This is a genomic window from Hyphobacterium sp. CCMP332 (assembly GCA_014323545.1).
GTDB lineage: Bacteria > Bacteroidota > Bacteroidia > Cytophagales > CCMP332 > CCMP332.
The window spans coordinates 921,165-940,362 of the sequence record CP058647.1 but is presented as its reverse complement, the minus strand read 5'-3'; the positions used below and the strand labels follow the sequence as shown (position 1 = coordinate 940,362).

General features: G+C 38.6%; 20 protein-coding genes. 3 read left to right on the top strand and 17 right to left on the bottom strand.

Features of this window, described 5'->3' with window-relative positions:
• Positions 1–9 precede the first annotated feature (9 nt).
• Complete coding sequence (locus tag HZR84_04075) at positions 10–993, top strand: hypothetical protein (protein ID QNL21148.1); 984 nt, start codon at positions 10–12, stop codon at positions 991–993.
• Here HZR84_04075 and HZR84_04070 read toward each other — a convergent pair whose 3' ends face one another.
• The 17 genes from HZR84_04070 to HZR84_03990 all read right to left on the bottom strand — a co-directional run bounded on the left by HZR84_04070 (position 994) and on the right by HZR84_03990 (position 15,895).
• Positions 994–1,836 (bottom strand): M48 family metalloprotease, encoded by an 843-nt coding sequence (locus HZR84_04070; protein ID QNL21147.1) that lies wholly within the window; start codon positions 1,834–1,836, stop codon positions 994–996.
• Position 1,837: 1 nt separating this feature from the next.
• A complete protein-coding gene (locus tag HZR84_04065) occupies positions 1,838–2,500 on the bottom strand; it encodes a 3-oxoacid CoA-transferase subunit B (GenBank protein ID QNL21146.1) in 663 nt (220 codons plus the stop codon).
• A gap of 2 nt (positions 2,501–2,502) precedes the next feature.
• Positions 2,503–3,204, bottom strand: a complete 702-nt coding sequence (locus tag HZR84_04060) for a CoA transferase subunit A (GenBank protein QNL21145.1) — start codon at positions 3,202–3,204, stop codon at positions 2,503–2,505.
• The gene (locus HZR84_04055) at positions 3,201–4,142 is read right to left on the bottom strand and encodes a bifunctional riboflavin kinase/FAD synthetase (GenBank protein QNL21144.1); all 942 of its coding nucleotides are present in this window, start codon (positions 4,140–4,142) and stop codon (positions 3,201–3,203) included. The genes HZR84_04060 and HZR84_04055 overlap by 4 nt, the downstream gene beginning before the upstream one ends.
• Positions 4,142–4,825, bottom strand: coding sequence for a tRNA pseudouridine(55) synthase TruB (gene truB, locus HZR84_04050; GenBank protein ID QNL21143.1), 684 nt, complete (start codon positions 4,823–4,825; stop codon positions 4,142–4,144). The genes HZR84_04055 and truB overlap by 1 nt, the downstream gene beginning before the upstream one ends.
• Positions 4,822–5,613, bottom strand: coding sequence for an undecaprenyl-diphosphate phosphatase (locus HZR84_04045; GenBank protein QNL21142.1), 792 nt, complete (start codon positions 5,611–5,613; stop codon positions 4,822–4,824). Before HZR84_04045 ends, truB begins: the two co-directional genes overlap by 4 nt.
• Positions 5,610–5,825 (bottom strand): DUF3098 domain-containing protein, encoded by a 216-nt coding sequence (locus HZR84_04040; GenBank protein QNL21141.1) that lies wholly within the window; start codon positions 5,823–5,825, stop codon positions 5,610–5,612. The genes HZR84_04045 and HZR84_04040 overlap by 4 nt, the downstream gene beginning before the upstream one ends.
• A gap of 3 nt (positions 5,826–5,828) precedes the next feature.
• Positions 5,829–6,662 (bottom strand): ABC transporter permease, encoded by an 834-nt coding sequence (locus HZR84_04035; GenBank protein QNL23183.1) that lies wholly within the window; start codon positions 6,660–6,662, stop codon positions 5,829–5,831.
• 118 nt (positions 6,663–6,780) lie between these two features.
• Positions 6,781–7,689, bottom strand: a complete 909-nt coding sequence (locus tag HZR84_04030) for a hypothetical protein (GenBank protein QNL21140.1) — start codon at positions 7,687–7,689, stop codon at positions 6,781–6,783.
• A 3-nt stretch (positions 7,690–7,692) separates the two neighbouring features.
• Entirely contained in the window at positions 7,693–8,232 is a 540-nt protein-coding gene (locus HZR84_04025; GenBank protein ID QNL21139.1) for a sigma-70 family RNA polymerase sigma factor, read from the bottom strand.
• A 74-nt stretch (positions 8,233–8,306) separates the two neighbouring features.
• A protein-coding gene (prfB, locus tag HZR84_04020) for a peptide chain release factor 2 (GenBank protein QNL21138.1) occupies positions 8,307–9,414 on the bottom strand; the annotation gives its coding sequence in 2 pieces (ribosomal slippage) (positions 8,307–9,353 and positions 9,355–9,414; 1,107 coding nt in all).
• Between the two features lie 50 nt (positions 9,415–9,464).
• Positions 9,465–10,529, bottom strand: a complete 1,065-nt coding sequence (locus HZR84_04015; protein ID QNL21137.1) for a branched-chain amino acid aminotransferase — start codon at positions 10,527–10,529, stop codon at positions 9,465–9,467.
• Between the two features lie 67 nt (positions 10,530–10,596).
• Entirely contained in the window at positions 10,597–11,145 is a 549-nt protein-coding gene (locus HZR84_04010; GenBank protein ID QNL21136.1) for a cob(I)yrinic acid a,c-diamide adenosyltransferase, read from the bottom strand.
• Complete coding sequence (locus HZR84_04005) at positions 11,145–11,804, bottom strand: ABC transporter ATP-binding protein (protein ID QNL23182.1); 660 nt, start codon at positions 11,802–11,804, stop codon at positions 11,145–11,147. Before HZR84_04005 ends, HZR84_04010 begins: the two co-directional genes overlap by 1 nt.
• A gap of 100 nt (positions 11,805–11,904) precedes the next feature.
• On the bottom strand, positions 11,905–14,886 hold the full coding sequence (locus tag HZR84_04000; protein ID QNL21135.1) for a hypothetical protein: 2,982 nt from the start codon (positions 14,884–14,886) through the stop codon (positions 11,905–11,907).
• Between the two features lie 3 nt (positions 14,887–14,889).
• Positions 14,890–15,180 carry an Asp-tRNA(Asn)/Glu-tRNA(Gln) amidotransferase subunit GatC gene (gene gatC / locus HZR84_03995; GenBank protein ID QNL21134.1) on the bottom strand — a complete coding sequence of 97 codons (291 nt, stop codon included), beginning with the start codon at positions 15,178–15,180 and terminating at the stop codon, positions 14,890–14,892.
• The gene (locus HZR84_03990) at positions 15,167–15,895 is read right to left on the bottom strand and encodes a 1-acyl-sn-glycerol-3-phosphate acyltransferase (protein QNL21133.1); all 729 of its coding nucleotides are present in this window, start codon (positions 15,893–15,895) and stop codon (positions 15,167–15,169) included. Before HZR84_03990 ends, gatC begins: the two co-directional genes overlap by 14 nt.
• A 139-nt stretch (positions 15,896–16,034) precedes the next feature.
• Here HZR84_03990 and HZR84_03985 point away from each other — a divergent pair, with 139 nt between their 5' ends.
• The gene (locus HZR84_03985) at positions 16,035–17,900 is read left to right on the top strand and encodes a hypothetical protein (protein QNL21132.1); all 1,866 of its coding nucleotides are present in this window, start codon (positions 16,035–16,037) and stop codon (positions 17,898–17,900) included.
• 3 nt (positions 17,901–17,903) lie between these two features.
• Positions 17,904–19,178: a T9SS type A sorting domain-containing protein gene (locus tag HZR84_03980; GenBank protein QNL21131.1), complete on the top strand. Its 1,275-nt coding sequence runs from the start codon at positions 17,904–17,906 to the stop codon at positions 19,176–19,178.
• The last annotated feature ends 20 nt before the right edge of the window (positions 19,179–19,198 follow it).

Genomic DNA, 19,198 nt, shown 5'->3' with positions numbered 1-19,198 from the left:
TCCTCTTCCATGATTAAAAATTTCTATCTTTTATTGCTGTCTTTGCTCATCTTTTTTAGCAGTTCCTGTAAAAAAGAAATTCACACGATTGCTTTCTATAATTTGGAAAACCTATTTGATACTCTCGACAATCCAAAAATTAACGACAATGAATTTCTACCTGATTCCGAAAAACAGTGGAATACAGCAAAGTACTATAATAAGCTCGATAGTCTGGCAAAAGTGATATCGCTGATGGGTGCTTCAGGAGGGCCGGAAATACTGGGACTGTGTGAAATGGAAAATCGCATGGTGCTGGAAGATTTAAGCAATAGATCATCTTTAAAAAACCTGTCATATCAAATTGCACATATAGAATCACGGGATCGCCGCGGAATAGACGTGGCTTTATTTTTTAAACCGGACTATGTCCTCGATACAGCCATAGCTCTTGAGGTGGAGATTGAAGATGAGCCGGATTTTCGAACAAGGAATATATTATACGTTCGCTTAATAGGAAAGAGAAAGGAAGTATTTCATTTTTATGTGAACCACTGGCCTTCGCGTTATGGCGGCAGAGAGGAATCCAATTATAAGAGGATAGCAGCGAGCAATAGCCTCAAAGGACATTTATTTCAAATTTTGGAAAATGACCCTAAAGCAAATATTATTATTATGGGTGATTTCAATGATGAAACCACGGACGCGAGTTTGCAGAACCTGAAAGGCACCGTAATAAATACTTTTGCAGCCCTTGATTCCGCAGAAAAGGGCTCTTACAGATACAGGGACAATTGGAACATGCTCGATCAGATTCTGATTTCTCCATCACTGCTTGATGGAAAAAATCCTGATTATGTTCAAGGTTCTGCAGGAATTTTTGAAAGAGACTGGTTAAAGCAAAAGGGTGAAAATAACCGATACAAAGGTTATCCTTTAAGAACCTGGGGTGGCAGCTTATATCTGGGTGGATTCAGTGATCACTTCCCGGTATTTATTAAGGTCGAAAAATAACTACAGCCCTTCAAGGACCCATTGCTGAAACTGGGCATAATCAGCCTGGGCATTTTCAGTTCTATCGCAATTGAGATCATTGGCCACCTGATCAATCTCTTCAATTCTTGTATCCGGATTGGGATGAGTGCTTAGAAATTCAGGAGGGCTTCCCGATCCCAATTCTTCGAGTTTCTGAAAAAATCCAGCCACACCATCACAGGAATATGGTGTTTCACTGTTGTATTTTACAGCGAATTCATCGGCTTCCGATTCAGCTTCACGACTAAAAGCCAATCCTGCCAGGCTTCCAGCAATTTGACCGGCAATCTGTGTCAATTGACTAGACTGTTCTCCTGCCAGTATACTGAGAATAATGGATAAGCCGTATTGTTTTTCTATTTGTTTAATTGAATGCCTTCTCTCGGCATGGGCAATCTCATGGCCTAGTACGCCGGCCAAATGATCTTCAACTTCTAAAAACCGGATTAAACCGGCATATACATAGATAAATCCTCCGGGGGTCGCAAAAGCATTTAAAGTGCTGGTATCAGCAATTATTTTTATATCCTCATAAGGGAAATCGTATTCATCATCCAAAACAACATCCGAGGCATTTGTAATGGGCGCAAGTATATTATTTCGCAAATAGTTGTATGCATTTTTTTGTGCATCGGTTACTTCCGGCATTATTGGAAATTGTGCAGGATCACTTTCAATTTCATCTCTTACCTGCATACCTAATTCCAAATCCTGATTTGGTCCCCCGAGAATCGAGCCTGGAGTATCATCTTCGTCTTTACAGGAGCTCCAGAGAAATATTGAGCCCAATAATAAAACAACTATTAATTTGCTGATTTTCATTTTAATCTAGTTTCATTTCAGGTATATTACCTTCAACCATTAATTTACCCTCCGTTGCATTTTTAATTTCTTCAACGCTTACACCTGGTGCCCTCTCGATTAATTTAAATCCTCTATCGGGTAAAACTTCAAGGACGGCCAGGTTGGTAACAATTTTTTTAACACAATTTACGCCTGTAAGGGGCAAGGTGCACTCTTTAAGTAATTTAGACTCTCCGGCGCGGTTGGTATGCTGCATGGCAACAATGATGTTTTCCGCGGAAGCTACCAAATCCATTGCGCCACCCATGCCCTTAACCATTTTGCCCGGAATTTTCCAATTGGCAATATCCCCGTTTTCAGATACTTCCATAGCTCCCAATATGGTCAAATGAACATGGCCACCTCTTATCATGGCAAAGCTTTCAGATGAACTAAACAAAGAGGATCCTTTGAGCATGGTGACCGTTTGTTTACCGGCATTGATCAGGTCGGCATCCACATCTTCTTCAAATGGAAAAGGGCCGATTCCCAGAAGTCCATTTTCCGACTGTAAAACCACTTCCATGCCGTCCGGGATATAATTGGCCACAAGCGTGGGAATACCTATGCCGAGATTTACATAATAACCGTTTTTCACCTCCCGGGAGATGCGCTTTGCAATTCCGTGTTTATCAAGACTCATGATTATTTCCTTTCGGTTATGGTTCGTTGTTCTATTCTTTTTTCATAATTCTTACCCTGAAAAATCCGCTGTACGTAAATTCCGGGCGTATGTATGTAATTGGGATCCAATTCTCCGGCAGGGACGAGTTCTTCAACCTCAGCGATACAAATATTTCCGGCTGCAGCCATCATTGGGTTAAAATTTCTGGCTGTCCCTTTGAATATCAGGTTGCCGGCAGTATCGCCTTTCCAGGCTTTCACAAGTGAAAAATCGGCTTTAAGCCAGGATTCCAGTATGTGCATTTTTCCGTTGAAATTGCGGGTTTCCTTTCCTTCTGCCACTTCCGTACCATAACCTGCCGGTGTAAAAAATGCGGGAATTCCGGCACCTCCGGCTCTCACTCTTTCTGCCAAAGAACCCTGAGGAATCAAATCTACTTCTAGTTCACCGGAGAGCAGTTGTCTTTCAAATTCAGCGTTTTCACCAACATAAGATGAAATCATTTTCTTTACCTGCCTTGTCTGAAGAAGCAATCCTATTCCAAAACCATCCACACCTGCATTATTGCTAATAACCGTGAGGTCTTTGACACCGGTTTTTAAAAGCGCAGCAATGCTGTTTTCCGGAATGCCGCATAGCCCAAATCCACCCATCATCAATGTACAACCTGATGGGATGTCTTTTACTGCTTCATCTGCATTGGAAACCGTTTTATTGATCATGTTTTATTGATTTTTTTAATTCTTTCCTTAACGGTTTTCATATCCGTATCGAGTTGAATCTTTAATTCCTGAATATCGGAAAATTTTTTTTCAATGCGAATAAAATCCAGAAATCGAACGATCAGTGTTTCACCGTAAATTTCCTGATTGAAATCAAATATGTGAACCTCCATTTGTTTTTTCTTGCCGTCTACGGTAGGGCGCATGCCTATATTCAACATGCCATAAAATTCCGAGCCATAAAATTCAACCTCTACGGCATATACGCTATCACAGGGAATTAATTTATAATCTTCCTTTATCTCTACATTGGCCGTTGGAAAACCCATTTCCTTGCCTCTTGAATCACCGTGCACTACTTTTCCGCGAATCTCGTATGGCCTCCCTAAAAAATCATTGGCGACTGAAATATTGTGATTCAAAAGCGAATTGCGAATTTTTGTAGAGCTTATCCCGATATCATCGATATCCTGTCTTGATATTTCCTCTACGGTAAAACCAAATTTTTCGGCATTTTCATTTAAATATTCAAAGCTTCCTTCGCGGTTTCTTCCAAAGTGATGATCATAGCCAATGATCAATTTCTTTGTTCCTATTGTCTTTACAAGTATGTCATTGACAAATTGAAAGGAGCTCAATTTAGAAAAGGCTTTGGTAAAAGGGATCACAACCAGATAATCCAGTCCAAAAGAACGGAGGAGTTCAATTTTCTCATCGATGGTACTCAATAATTTGAGCTGACTATTATTCTGGTCGAGCACCAGTCTTGGATGTGGCCAAAAGGTAATCAAAACCGAATAGCCATTGTCCTTTTTAGCCGTTTCGGAAATTCTTTGCAATATCTTCTGATGGCCAATATGAACCCCATCAAATGTACCGCTGGTAACCACGGCATTTGGGATTTTTTCGATATGCTCGAGTCCGTAAAAGACTTTCATTAAGGCCTGAATATTTTTATAAAATCTTCCAGCTCATAGGCATCTTTTAATTGATAATCTCCGATGGCTGTTCTGGTCAATTGTTTCAAATATGCGCCTGTTTTTAGGATATTACCAAAATCCTGAGCCAGACTCCGAATATAAGTGCCCTTTGAACATTTTACTTCAAATTGAACTTCCGGTAAATCAACTTTTGTCAATTTAAATTCTTCAATGTTAACTTTTCGGGCATCCAGAACTATGTTTTCTCCCTGACGGGCCTTTTTATATGCGCGTTTACCTTCGTGCTTGATCGCAGAGAAGAGGGGAGGCCTTTGATCAATTTCCCCTGTCAATTCCTTTACCGCTTTATCCAGATCTTCACTAGTAATATGGCTGAAATCGCTTTCTGAATCAAAATCTGTTTCAAGATCGTAGGACGGCGTGGTTTTGCCAATCTCAAAAATTCCCGTATAGGTTTTATTCAATATCTGTAATTCATTGATCTGCTTGGTTGCCGGCCCTATTGCTATTATAAGCAAGCCATCAGCCAATGGGTCAAGCGTGCCGGCATGGCCTACTTTTTTTTGTTTTACGGTAAAACGGATTTTTTTAACTACATCAAAGGAGGTCCAGGTCAGGGGTTTATTTATCAATACCAATTCTCCTTTGGCAAAATCAAATTGATCCGGAGAATTTTTCATAGCAGTTGAAAAATCAGGAAAATGCCGCCTACAATAAAACAGTAAAAGGCAAAGTATTTAAGCTTACTCCTTTTAACCAGGGCAATCATCCAGGTGCAGGCAAAAAGTCCGGCGATAAAAGCCGCAACAAAGCCTATACCCAATATCAGAAAAGAATCTTCCTGAGCCATAAGAGTGCCGTCGAGCAGGTCTTTTGAAATTTTACCAATTATAAGGGGGACCACCATTAAAAAAGAAAATCTTGCTGCTTTGGAGCGATCAATACCCAGCAGGACTGAGGTAGAAATTGTTGCCCCTGAACGCGAAATTCCGGGCAATATCGCTATGGCCTGAGAAACACCTATGATAAGGGCATGCAGATAGGATACAGATTTCTCCGTATTCTTTGCCTTATCGGCCAGAAAAAGAAGCAAGCCGGTCAGAATCAGCATGGCGGATACAAGTAAAATATTTCCGGAAAATAAATTTTCGATGAAGTCTTCAAAAACAAGACCTACAAAAACTGCGGGAAACATGGAAATGATAATTTTTACTGAAAATTTAAATTCTTCATTGTTGTTGAATTTAAACAAACCGGCAAAAATTTCAGAAATGTCTTTTCTGAATACAACTATTGTGCTGAGAGCTGTGGCGCCATGAACGATTACTGTGAAAAGCAGGCTTTCTTCAGGAATTTCTGAACCTCCCAAAAGAAATTTCCCCAATTCAAGGTGCCCACTACTGCTGATGGGCAAAAATTCCGTGAGACCCTGAATTATTCCCAGAATCAGGGCTTCAAACCATGTCATTTATCTGATTTGGGTTTTTTAAGGATAGCATAAAACTGAAATGCAAATCCTATCAGTACAATGACAGGTCCCAAAGTAAGGCCGAGGAATCCAAAACCGAATTCTTCATTATCCAAACTCATCAGGATCATTCCAAGAATTAGTATACCCAAGCCGATAAGCATTAGGATGTAATTATTTTTACCAAAAGGTAATTGATTGTTATCACTCATGATTTAGTACAATTCGTCTAATGACATTTTAAGATATTTATTAATGGCTCTGAATGAGCTGCTAAAGCCTATGACCATTCCAACGATCAAAATTGAAGAAAAAACTATAATTAAACTCTCCTGATCGTATAACATTTTAAGATCTTCTATTTCCCGGTAGGAATAATAAAGCAGTACAATGATTAAAAGCGAGGCAATAAACCCGCTGAAGAGCCCGTGTAAACTGGCTCGTAACAGAAAAGGCCTTTGGATAAACCAGGGTTTTGCACCAACTAATTGCATGCTTCGGATAAGAAATCGTTGAGAAAATAATGCGAGTTTTATGGTATTATTAATGAGAATCACTGAGGTGAATAAAAACAATAAGAAGAGAACAAATAGAATTATTCCGGCTTTTTGAATATTGCTATTGATATCCTTAACCAGATTTTCAACATAATGCGCTTCAAACACACCACTAATTCCCTCCAGGTCCTTTTTTATGCGTTTCATTTTCGCTTCTTCAATGTATTCAGGTTTTACATTGATTATAAAAGCATCGTGAAGCGGATTATTATCCAGGATTGAAAAAAAATCTTCTCCTGTGTCGTCGATAAATGACTGAGCAGCTTCTTCTTTAGAAATAAATTGGATGGCGGGTTGATTTTCTTTTACCGCTAAAAATGCTTTGGATAGCAATTCCTGCTTGATTTTGCTCCGCTGATTTTCTGTAACTGTTTTATGAAGGTAGACTTGAATTTCAACATTTTCCCTTACGATCTGAGAAAATTTACCGGCGTGCACCATTATTATTCCGAAAGCACCAAGTATTAAAAGTGCTAAGGTAATACCTGTCATTACACTTATGGCAGGATAGCTTCCCAGTCTTATTTTTTTCTTGGTTTTCGAATTATTTGTCAAGTTCTCTGTAATTGAGTGACAAATTTAGCAATCTGTTGATAAAAGAATATAAAGATTATCGAAGTCTTAAATTATCGAGCCCTTTGATGATAATTTTATCCCTGATTGGACTCAATTTGGCGATGTCCATTTGGTTGGTTTCCAGTGCAAAATATTTTCCGCTAAAATACATGTAAAGTTTTTTGGAATCATCTCTATTTAGCTCAATCAGCTCATAAGGTGATTTGCTAAAGTCTCCATAGAGGAAGAGCTTATTATTATAATACTGGTAGTGAAATTTATAATCATTTGAAGTTTTAATTTCTACTTCCACTTTATTCGTCTCTCTTTTGTCTGTATTAATTAAGTCGTCTTTATCATTATCCAAATCGGATTTGGAAATACCGGTATCAGATAAGGGTTCCGGTGCTTTTGGGGTAATAATATTTAAGGCTTTATTTTCAGTTTTCAATCTAGCAGGATTTTCACTGATCACTTCTTTTTCGATGATCCTACCGGAAACCATCTCTTCGCTTTTGTCCTTTTCTCCGTTTAGGATAGCTTCATTCTCAATATCGTTTGTTGATTCCGATTCAGGGATTATTTCATTGATAATTTCATCGGAATTTTCAGGGGTAGTTTCAGCTATTTCTGTGAGTTCCTCTTTTAAAGGAATCATATTTTCCTCCTCCATTGGCCAAAATGTGCTAAAAAATACTATACCACTTATTAGGGCAACTGAGGCAATACCTGCAGTATAGTACGAAGAGTATGGAGATGGGATTTTCACATTGTTCAATCTTGCTTTCAATGCGGCTTTCCTCTCCATTTTTAAGGCGGAAATAACATCTTTCTGAAACGAAACTTCTTCTTTTAATTCGCTGTTATTGTCCATTTCGTTTTCGAATGAACGCAACTCTTCTGAAGTCATTTCGCCGGAGATGTATTTCTCAATTTGTAAATCCCTTTGTGATAAATTGTCCATTTATTAATCTAAAAAGTCGCTTGCTTTATATTTTTTCTTAACTTTTTCGTCAAGCGCTTTTTTGCATTTATATTTTTTTGTTTTTGCTGTTTCGGCATTGGCAAATCCCAGTTTTTCTGCAATTACTGCCATGCTCATTCCGTCAAAATAATAATAGGTTAAAACCTTTCTACAGGTTTCGCCCAATTCTGCAATACACTCATTGATGGCATTTTTCCGTTCTTCACTATCCCAACTCATAGTGGAAACACCTTCCTGCTGCTCATGACTCAATCTCGATTTTCGATCGAGCTCTTTTAGCCACAAATTATTGCAAATGCTGTAAATATAAGTACTGACTTTTGATGTCAGGACAAATTCGGGTTTCATGGCCTTTTGCCAAAAAACAATCAAAGCATCCTGGTAAATATCCTTCGCTTCATCTTCTGTGCCACTGTTTTTGGTCACCAATTTCACCATCATGTTGTAGTATTTTGCATACAACTTGTCGATGGTTTCTTCTTCTCCGCGACGGATGCTTTCGATGATTTCCTGATCTTTCATATCAGGACTTTATCCTCGAATTCGTTTTTATATACTTCATACTTACAATTGGTAACCACATAGAACGTGTTTTTTTACAATTGAGTTTCTTCCGTTTTACTGTTCGAATCGCTAAGTAAAAAAGCTTTTATAAAATCTTCAAGATCTCCGTCCATCACATTTTGCACATCGCTTCTTTCAATGCCGGTTCTTACGTCTTTTACAAGTTTGTAAGGGTGCATGACATAACTTCTTATCTGGGATCCAAAATCTATCTTTTTCTTATTCCCCTCTATTTTAGCGCGTTCTTCATTTTGTTTTTCGATTTCTGCCTGATACAATTTTGACTTTAACAATTGCAGTGCTTTCTCTTTGTTTTGAAGTTGCGAACGTTCCTGCTGACATTCAATGACAATTCCCGAAGGCGCATGCCTCAGTCGAACAGCGGTTTCCACTTTATTTACATTTTGGCCACCGGCTCCTCCCGATCTGTACGTTTCCCAGGTAATATCGGCCGGATTTATTTCAATATTGATGGAATCATCGACCACAGGGTAAACATAAACCGAAGCAAAACTTGTATGTCTTCTTCCCCCCGAATCAAAAGGAGAGATTCTGACTAATCGATGTACGCCATTTTCTGATTTCAAATAGCCATAGGCAAAATCGCCGTCAAATTCCAGGGTAGCGGATTTGCAACCTGCCACATCGCCCGGTTGATAATCTACTTCTTTCACTTTATAGCCGTTTTTTTCTCCCCACATGATGTACATTCTGAGTAGCATTTCGGCCCAGTCATTACTTTCAGTACCACCGGCTCCGGGATTTATTTCGAGTGCTGCGTTCAAACGGTCTTCATCCCTGCTTAGCATTCGTTTTAATTCCAGATTCTCAAGCTTTTTGGCCACTTTTTTATGCAGAACATCTACTTCCTGCTCATCGCCTTCGCCCTCCTCCAGAAATTCAAATAAAGTTTCCAGGTCTTCTATGCCTGTTTTGATAGCTTCAAATGACTCGGTCCAAACTTTGATCGACTGAATTTCCTTGAGTACTGCTTCTGCTTTTTTTGGATCTTCCCAAAAATCGGGTTGTGCTGTAATCAGTTCTTTTTCTTCTACTTCAGCTTTTTTCTGATCGTAGTCAAAGATACCTCCCCAAGGCCGTGAAGCGCGCCTTTACATCCTTCAATTGTTCTGATGTCATAATGAATTTTTCTGCAAAAGTACTTCAGAAATTTTATAGTCTGATTCTAATTATAAAATATAATTCCAATTGAATTTATCCTCTTGGGTACCTCTTTTAATGCCTTCAAGTGTGGCCAGCACCTTATTGGAAAATGTCCTGTTTTCAAGAGCTGGTAATTCATAGCGCTTATCTTCATATCCTATACTCGCAATATGCGCAATTGTAGCTGCAGTACCTGTGCCAAAAGCTTCCTGAACCCGTCCTTCTTTTAATGCATCTACCAATTCTGAAACCTGTATTCTTCGTTCTTCAACTTTCATCCCCCAATCTCTGGCAAGTGTAAGTACGGAATCCCTGGTCACACCTTCCAAAATAGTATCACCGGTTGGTGCGGTATAAAGTGTATCTGATGCAACAAACATAAGATTCATAGTTCCGGATTCTTCTATAAATTTATGCTCTTTTCCATCGGTCCAAATCAATTGTTGATAGCCTTCTTTTTGTGCTATTCTCGCTGGAAATAAACTTGCAGCGTAATTCCCGGCAGCTTTTGCCGCCCCGGTTCCACCTTCCACCGCTCTTGTATATTTTGTTTCAATTTTAACATTGACGGGCTTTGCATAATAGGCACCTACAGGGCAGGTGAAAATCATAAACAGATAGTTATCCGAAGGTTTGATTCCTATGTATTCATCAATGGCAAACATAAAGGGCCTGATATACAATGAAGTGTTTTCCTTTGAAGGGATCCATTCGCGATCGAGATCGACTAAAGACCTTATCCCTTCAAAAAACAACTCTTCTGAAATGGCTGGCATACACATACGCTCGGCTGAACGATTCATCCTTTGAAAATTCTTGTGAGGACGAAAAATGCTGATTTTCCCGTCGCTCATTTTGTAGGCTTTCATCCCTTCAAAAATGGATTGTCCGTAATGAAGTGCAGAATTTGCCGGACTTAAACTTATATTTCGATAGGGTTCAATACGAAAATTCCCCCATTGGCCTTCTTTGTATTCGGCAAGAAACATGTGATCAGAGTAAACTTTTCCAAAGGGTACATTGTCAAAGTCGACAGAGGAAATCTTTGTTTTTTCAGTTTTTTGAATTTGAATTTCAAAGGTATTAATCATGCTGCTTGTGTTAATCGTTTAAAAATGTGCTGAATAATTTACAAATACTTTAACTTTTTTCAAATATCTATTCTCTGGGTTTCCATGCTGTTTCTTCAGCTTTTACTTCCTTCGATATCTTTCGCGACATTACAAAAAGATAGTCAGAGAGCCTGTTTAGATATTTTTTAATAATGGGTTTTACTTCTTCCAATTCGGCCAGGGATATCACTTGTCGTTCTGCTCTTCGGCATATACAACGGCAAATATGACAAATTGAAACCGAACTATGGCCTCCCGGTAAAATGAAGTTTTTCATCGGCTCCAGGCTTTCTTCCATTTTGTCAATTTCTTTTTCAAGAAACAAAATGTCTTCGTCTTTAATTTCGGGCAAGGGGAATTTGCTATTACCTGGTTCCGATGCCAAATGCGAACCTATAGTGAATAAAACCTCCTGGATCTTTTTCAATTCATTGATCCTGTCTTTATTGGCGTCTTGATCTCTTAAAAGTCCCAGATAAGAATTGAGTTCGTCCAATGTTCCGTAAGCGTCAATTCGAATATTGTTTTTGCTTAGTCGCGTACCTCCTAAAAGAGAGGTGGTGCCGTCATCTCCTTTTTTTGTATAAATTTTCATCAATGGCTTAATTTAACTGCCTTATTTTCTTCATCACTTTCTATCAATCCGTCTCGCAACCTTACTACCCTGTGCGCGTATTCTGCAATATCTTCCTCATGCGTAACCATTATAATGGTATTGCCTTTTTCATGGAGGTTATTAAATAATTCCATTATTCCATAAGATGTTTTAGAATCCAGATTTCCTGTTGGTTCATCTGCCAAAATAATACTCGGATCATTGACCAGGGCCCTGGCAATGGCCACCCTTTGTCTTTGCCCCCCGGAAAGCTCATTGGGTTTATGATCGGATCTGTCCGATAGCTCTACCTTTTCAAGTGCTTCCATGGCACGCTCCTTTCTTTCCTTTTTAGCTAAACCGGCATAGATAAGAGGTAGTTCTACATTTTCTAAAGCACTGGAGCGCGGAAGGAGATTAAAAGTTTGAAAAACAAAGCCTATTTCCTTATTTCTAATTTCTGCTAAGTCATTTTCGGAAAGATGAGAGACATCATTTTCATTTAAAATATATTTTCCATCAGTCGGCGAATCAAGACATCCGATAATGTTCATCAATGTGGATTTGCCGGAACCCGAAGGCCCCATAAATGCCACATATTCACCTCTGTCTATATCTATGGAAATGGATCTCAATGCATTTACCGTTTGGGTTCCCATGTGGTAGATTTTAGAGATCTCGTATGTGCTTATAATTTTTGACAATGCCCGGAAATTTACGCAAAATAATAGGACGGCGGATAAGAAGCAAAAATAGTATTTACCAATTATCGTCTAAAGCATGTTCCTGAAGAATTTTTTGATATTCGGTAAAAAAGTCGCGGTATTCTTCGGCTTGCAATTTGTTTTTTAAGTCTTCCAGCTCTTTTTCAGCAAAACTTTCGAGGCCAATTTTTGCAGCCTGCAATACATAGGCTTTCTCCAATGCTTCATTTTCAGGATAGACCATTAAGTCATTGACCAATTCATAATAGATTTCGGTATCGTCTTTCCCATTCGCCTTCATCAGGTCTATTTTAAGAAGCATAACATTGGGATCATAACCCAAGCTCTGAACGGCGATTTCTGCATATCTCAAAAATTCAGACGTATTAGCCTGAGTTTTATTTTGCCAGGCTTTATAAAGTGGATAATAGAGCGATGTCTCCTCTGCCTTGTCTAGATAAGAATTAAATTTTTCGATATGATTTTCCAGATAGAGATAGCTCAAATACAATTCATCCAATTCTGAGCTGTTTTGCAGATTCTTCTTTTGTTGCAAGTAAAAAGATTCGATAGTATTAAGATCCTCATTTTCAATAAGATGCTTCAAAACAAGCGCAGAGGTTTTTAATCTTAAATAATTATTTTTAAAGCTATTGGGCATTTGTGCAAATTCTTCAATTGCAAATTCCTCTTTAAACAATTTGAAATTCACATAGGCCATTAATTCATTTGAAGTGTCTATATCTTCAAATGACTTTTCATTATTGACCACAGCGCTCCATTCCTTATGTGTAGAATCCCCAAGAAGCTTTTTTACATAGGATTTGCTCAGTAGCATCTGAAGTTTTTGTAGGTCTTCATTCTCGGTATAAATGGCCAATAATTTATTTGGGGAATTCTCATAAACGGCTCTTTCAGCCCGCTCCATAAAGGGTTCGGCCAAGCCATACAGTTCTTTGGCCATGAGCAAAGTTCCCACGAGATCAGAAACATAGGCGGAGGTCATTCCACTGAAATTGATTGCATTTTCAAAATCTGACAAGGCATCGGCTATATTGTTTTTGAAATAGTAATCCATGCCTCTTAGCAAATAAAGGTCCCTGAAATATTCATCGCTTAGGTTAAATTTTAACAATTGTTCGATGTCTTTCCTGAGTATGCTGCGACTGGTTAAAAGCTTGTTGATATTCAGATTGTAGAAATAGGAATACTCTGCAAATTCAATGATGGAGTCTTTGAGAATATCAATATTCACGGTATCGGTAAATGGAATTCTTGCTTTATTGTAAATGGAAATTCGATTGGTGATTTCAGTAATGTCATTCTTGCTAAGCTCTGGGAGCGAATCGGGGTTGAAATATGAGGCTTTGCTCAGCATGGCGCTCAAGTTTCTCTCCCTGCTCAAATCATCGGTTTGATTGAAATAGATAAAAGCCGAATCATACAGTTTGGATTTGGTGTAAAGCAATGCGAGATTATTGGTAATGGAGTTTGATTGGGGGAATTTGGAAATACCTTCCTGTAAGCTAAAAACAGCATCGAAAAATTTGTCATTTTGCTCAAACTGTGCTGAGAGGTCAATGAAATGAACGGGTTCAGGATTTTTAAAGATCGAATTTTTTAAACTCAAAACAGTGCCTTGCCGATTACCCTCCTTTTTATAGATATCTGCCTGATTCATGGTGGTCCGGCTGTTGTTGAAAGCAAAAACACTGGCTTCCTCATAGAATACCTGGGCCATTTTAACATCCCCATTGACCAGATAATTATCAGCCATTCCGGAATAAATTATACCCATCGACTGATAATAGGGAAACATCCCGCTTCGCATAAACATGGCCACCATTATGACAATTCCTCCGATAAAGGCCGTCAATATTGGAAATCGTTCGGGGCGGTAAACCACCTTGTAGGCTTTTACTTTTTGCTGTAGTAAATCACCAAAATTGACAATCAGATAGAAAAAGAATATGGTACCCATACCCAACTGGGAATAGAGCGTGGCATCTTCGATGATCTCCACAATGGCGTCATGTCCGGAGAAGTAGGCAAAGCTCAGGAATGAAAGTGTAAAGAGGCTGAGGGTAGAATACACAATCAAAAGGACTGTTCGGGATTCAAACAATTTTACCGAATCAAAGCGTTTTTGAAAACCGTAATACCCTGCAATTATGGCAAAGAGCAACATCAGCTGAAATGGGGTATAAATAATGTCCCAATCTATTTTGCCGATGGTTTTGGCATAGCTCAAGCTGACATTGCCCAGATACAAGAGCGATAAAATAATAAAATTCACAATTCTCGCCCGGCTAAATTGATTGGAGGAATAGCTGATCATGGCAAAGAATATATGAATCGGTTCATGTCCGATAAGAATGATAAATACCACAGATATTACGATGCAGGCGGGAAAAGCAAAATTGCTCAACTGAAAAAGCAATTCATTGCCCTGCCCAAATATTAAAATTATAATCCAAAGCAGGCCCCAGGCAAGGGCTGATAACAGAAAATGGAATTTAAATGATTTTTCAAAATGATAATTGTGAAGATAAAACACGAAACCGGCGAGTAGAGCGCAGAGGGCATAAAGAAAATAATCCTCATAGCCGGACATTATGCCGAACTCCTGTATTTTGAAATAAACCAAAAAAAGGATGATCAGGGAAACACCAATATAAAACAACCATCCGGAAATCCGAACGACCATGGTGCTGAGCACAACTATGCAAAGGAAAAAGCTAATCTGAAATAATTGACCGGTACGGATGGGCATTTCAAATTCACCGGCATAATACTTCTGGAAATTGATCAGACTGTTGATTCCGGGTGAAAAATCTCCATAGGGATTGATGTAATTAAAGAGTTTAACTTTAGCTATATCCGGGACCAGTCTTGTTTCAAGAGGAAATACAAATGATCCTTCGTATGTAAGGGCATATATAAAGAGTGCAAAAGTTATTCCTGTGAGAGCAAGAATAATCTGAAAAAGACTTCGATCAAATATTGGCCAATCGGGCCGCGTAAAAAAATGTTTCATTAATTAATTATCGAGCACTTTTGGTACCCTGAAATAATTGCTGTCTTTCTTTGGGGCATTTTTTAAAGCCTCTTCGTGACTCAGCTCATGTTTAACCTCATCTTCTCTGACAACGCTCACTTCATGCGACATATTGGTTAAAGGTTCAATGCCATTGGTATCTACTTCTTCAAGCTTATCGATCCATTCGATGATCTGATTTAATTCCAACAACATTTTTTCCCTGGACTTTTCATCAAAACTTAGTCTTGACAAATGTGCAATTTTATCTACTGTACTTTTATCTATTTTCACTTTCGAGTTCTTTTTTAAGTCTGTCAGAGATTATCTTAAAACATTCTTTTTTTAATCGTTCAACCTCCTCCTGAGAGTTTGCCCCCGGTTTCAATGGACGGTGATAAATAATTTTTAGTTTTCTCCGATTGATAATCCAGGTGTTATCCGGCAAAAATATCCAATTAAAAGGAATAGTTACAGGAATGATTTCAGTATTGCTTTCTACGGCCATTCTGAAGGGGCCGTCTTTAAATGCCGCCAATTCAGGCCCGGGGCTCAGGATGCCACCTTCCGGATATACAACCAGGCCAATACCTTGATTTAAAGTATCCACCGCTCTTAATAAGGTTTTGTAGGCATTGGTTTTGCTTTCTCTGTTTACGGTTATATAAAGATTGCGAAACATGTAACCGAAAACCGGAATTTCTCCCAGCGATTTTTTACCGATGAATTTGTAATAGCCCGGAGTGAGATAGGATATCAAGGGGATATCAAAATACGAAAAATGATTAGGGGTATAAATGTATTTTTTTTTGGGTTCAATTTTAGCTTCAAATACCGCTTCAATTGAAATCAGGCCACATTTCATTATCACCCATGCCCAAATTTTTGTTAAATTATGAGCGAGGCGGTGCCATTTTTTATTTTGAAGGAATACATAGTAGAAAGGGAAAAGCATGAAGAAGGTAATGACGAATATGATGATCATCCATATTGTATAAAGCTTTTTCATGATGTGGCGAAATAAAGATTTTCCTTTGAAAATCTTAAAAATCACTAACCTTTTAATATCAGGTTCGTAACTTTAAATTTATCTGGCATAAAGTATTGAGAGTTTTTTATATTTTTGATACCATCCAGCTATTAGGCTTATGAGAAAATATTACTTCTTAATAGTATTGGCGCTTATTGTGGCAAATACAAATGCACAAGTTACCATTAGTAACGGAGCCAATATCTTCCTCAGTACAGGTTCTATATTTAGCACCGACATGGACGTGACCCTTAGCGGGAATGCTGTGATCACCAATAACGGCGACTTCGATGCCGGAAGTATGATACTCAATAATACGGGCATATTCAATAATAACAATGGAGCCAGCTTCGATCTATTAAGTAATATAAGATTAAATAACACTTCACAATTTATAAACAACACAGGTGCCACGGCCTTGATTACTGACACTACCTTTGTTTCATCCACACTGGCCAATACAGGAGATTTCGGATCGAGATATTATGATATTTTATCAGGAGGTACTGCCCAAAACGGTGGGGTATTTCAAATTCAGAACTCTTTTATAGCAGCAGGTGGAGCAACCGTAGTGACCAATACAGGTGAATTGGCCTTTGTAGGAAATGACGATAATAAAAGAATTAATACCGATGCCATTGGCGCCAATCTCGATGTTGGTAATGTAACCTTTAATGCTTCCAACCCGGCCAGGAATATAATTCTCGAATCGGTACTAAGAATAAATAATACTGCCGATTTCAATTCAGGTTTGGTTTCATATCAAGATCCTACACAGGATTCTTTGGTGGTTTTGAGTGGTGGCCTTGTAACGATGGACTCCGCAACGGGGAACGGAATTATGACCGATGCGCTTTACAGATATCCTGGTTCTGTAGGAGAGTTTATGCGCTTTCCGGTGGGAGATGCAAGTCCGAAATTCCGACCATTCTGGGTAATGTCTGCTCAGTACGGTGGAGCACCGCCAAAGATTGCTGTAGAATACTTAGGAAATAAAACCATTGCTGACACCAATGCAATTGGTTATAACACCACATATAACACAAACTCATGGGGCTTTTATGAAATTGAAGGCAATTTTGATTCGTCAAGGGTCCAGGTGCAATATGGCTCGGGTGACGGGGTAGATACAGTAGAATCCATTATTGCCCAGGGTTACTCGATTGCAGCAGGGGATACAATTTTCTTTAATCTTGGTCAGGGAAATAGTAGTACAAACGGAATTGGTGGAATAGTTCAGAGTAAAATTCCTGCTAATGGCGATAATTCTGTGATAATGATTGGTCAAAGCACTGAACTTAGAGTAAGAGTACTGGCCTATTTGGAAGGGGCACAAAATTCAGGTGGTGGAGCTGTTTTTGATACTGCCATATATGGTACAGGTCAATTGACAAATAGATTTGTTTACCCCGGTACAACCAGTCAACCAATGTTTCCAGGGAAAGTTATCCCAAATGCACCTTTGGGTGCCATTGATAGCATAAGGCTTATTTTAAGAGATGTAGGAAATAATGATATAGATACAGCCAGTGCATGGTTGATGTCAGATGGCTCTATTAGAGATTATTTAACTGGTGAATTGAATTATGCCGTGTTTAATAGTGCACCTAATGGTCCCTCTTATTATGTTGTTTTGGATCATAGAAACCATTTAAAAGTACGGTCTTCCAGTACAGTAACTCCTTTAAATACCGGCCCGGGTGTATTGGTGGATTTTACGGACCCTACTGAAATATTTGGAGGTGGCGGAATCAAACTAATTAGTCCGGTAACCGCCATGATTGCAGGTGGAAATTCAAATGGAGATTTTGCTGTTAATGCAATTGATTATTATCAGGTCGCGATTTCAAACAATCTTTCCGAAACGGGTTATAGGAATACTAATGTTACTTTTAATAGCTTAAATGCCGGCAATGTAGATGCGGCAGATTTAAGCAAAGTTCAGGCCAATAGCCAGGTAATTTATTTTTCAACAGCGCAATAAAAGATGAAAAGAACTTTTTACTTCATAATTCTGATCTGCTTTTCGCAAAGTATTATTGCGCAAAGTCATTATGAGCTCACTTTTGATGCTGAAAAGGAAGCAAATAATCTCAAAATTGATTATTTTATACAAAAAACAAGCGGTACTGATTTTAAAATTGGCGCAGCAAATTTCCCACTTCAAAAATCCAATGATGTCGATCTAGACTGGTCACAAATTCAGGTTAATCCGAATTTTACCGGACCCTTCTCAACAGCGTACAGTCCAATGTCCTATGAACCGCCGATGATTCATGTCTCAAAATTTATCAATTATACGCAATTAACAGATTTTGGAGCTTCCGGAAACGGATTTACAGTGACCAGCGCAAAAACACAAATTGCAAGTTTTTTAGTACCAATGAATGGGCAATGTCCTGAAGCTACACTGGGCTGGGAAACAAATTGGGGTTCTATTACTGAATTTGCTACAAACGGAGATATCGTTTCAATAAAATCAGGTGCAATTTTTTCAGATCCTTTAATTAAAGATTTTAGATTCTTTGATGTTCCAAGTCAACCACAAATTTATCAGGCAGGCACAGGGGTGCTCAATGCTTGTGCGGGCAAATCTGTCACTTTGGAAACCTCCGCCAGCAATTTTGATATGCAATGGTTTAAGGATGGCATAGAACTGGGGGGTGCAATGGATTCTGTATTACTTGCCAATGCCTCCGGAATTTACACGGTCCAACTAAAAAATTGCAATGTGTTTGAAATGTCTGATCCGGTGGAAGTAGATATAATACCATTGCCCCAAAAAGCAATCATTACAGAAAATGACGGCATTCTTTATTCTTCTGTTGGGGGAAATATTCAGTGGTATCACAATGGTCAACCTATAGCTGGTGCGAACTCTGAGGATTTAATTCCCTCGAACAGTGGAATTTACACCGTAAAGTCTTTTAATTCCTGCGGTGAAATATTCTCCAATCCTTATAATTATGCGCCTCTGGGTGTGGATTTAGCACAAAATGGTACATATTTGCACGTCTTTCCGAATCCTTATATAGGAAAAACCAACATCGAGGTGACCTTATCAAAGGAAACGGAATTAACCATTGAAGTTTACGATTTAAAAGGTAATTTGGTGAGTCTGGTTGATGAAGGTGTATTTGATTCGGGTAAGCATCAATTGAGGTTTAGTGCTCAGGAATTGGGATATGCCGCCGGTACTTATGTTTTAAAAGTGAGAACAAACGAAAAGGAATTGATACACAATCTCATTGAATTAAAATAACCAAATCCATAATTTATATC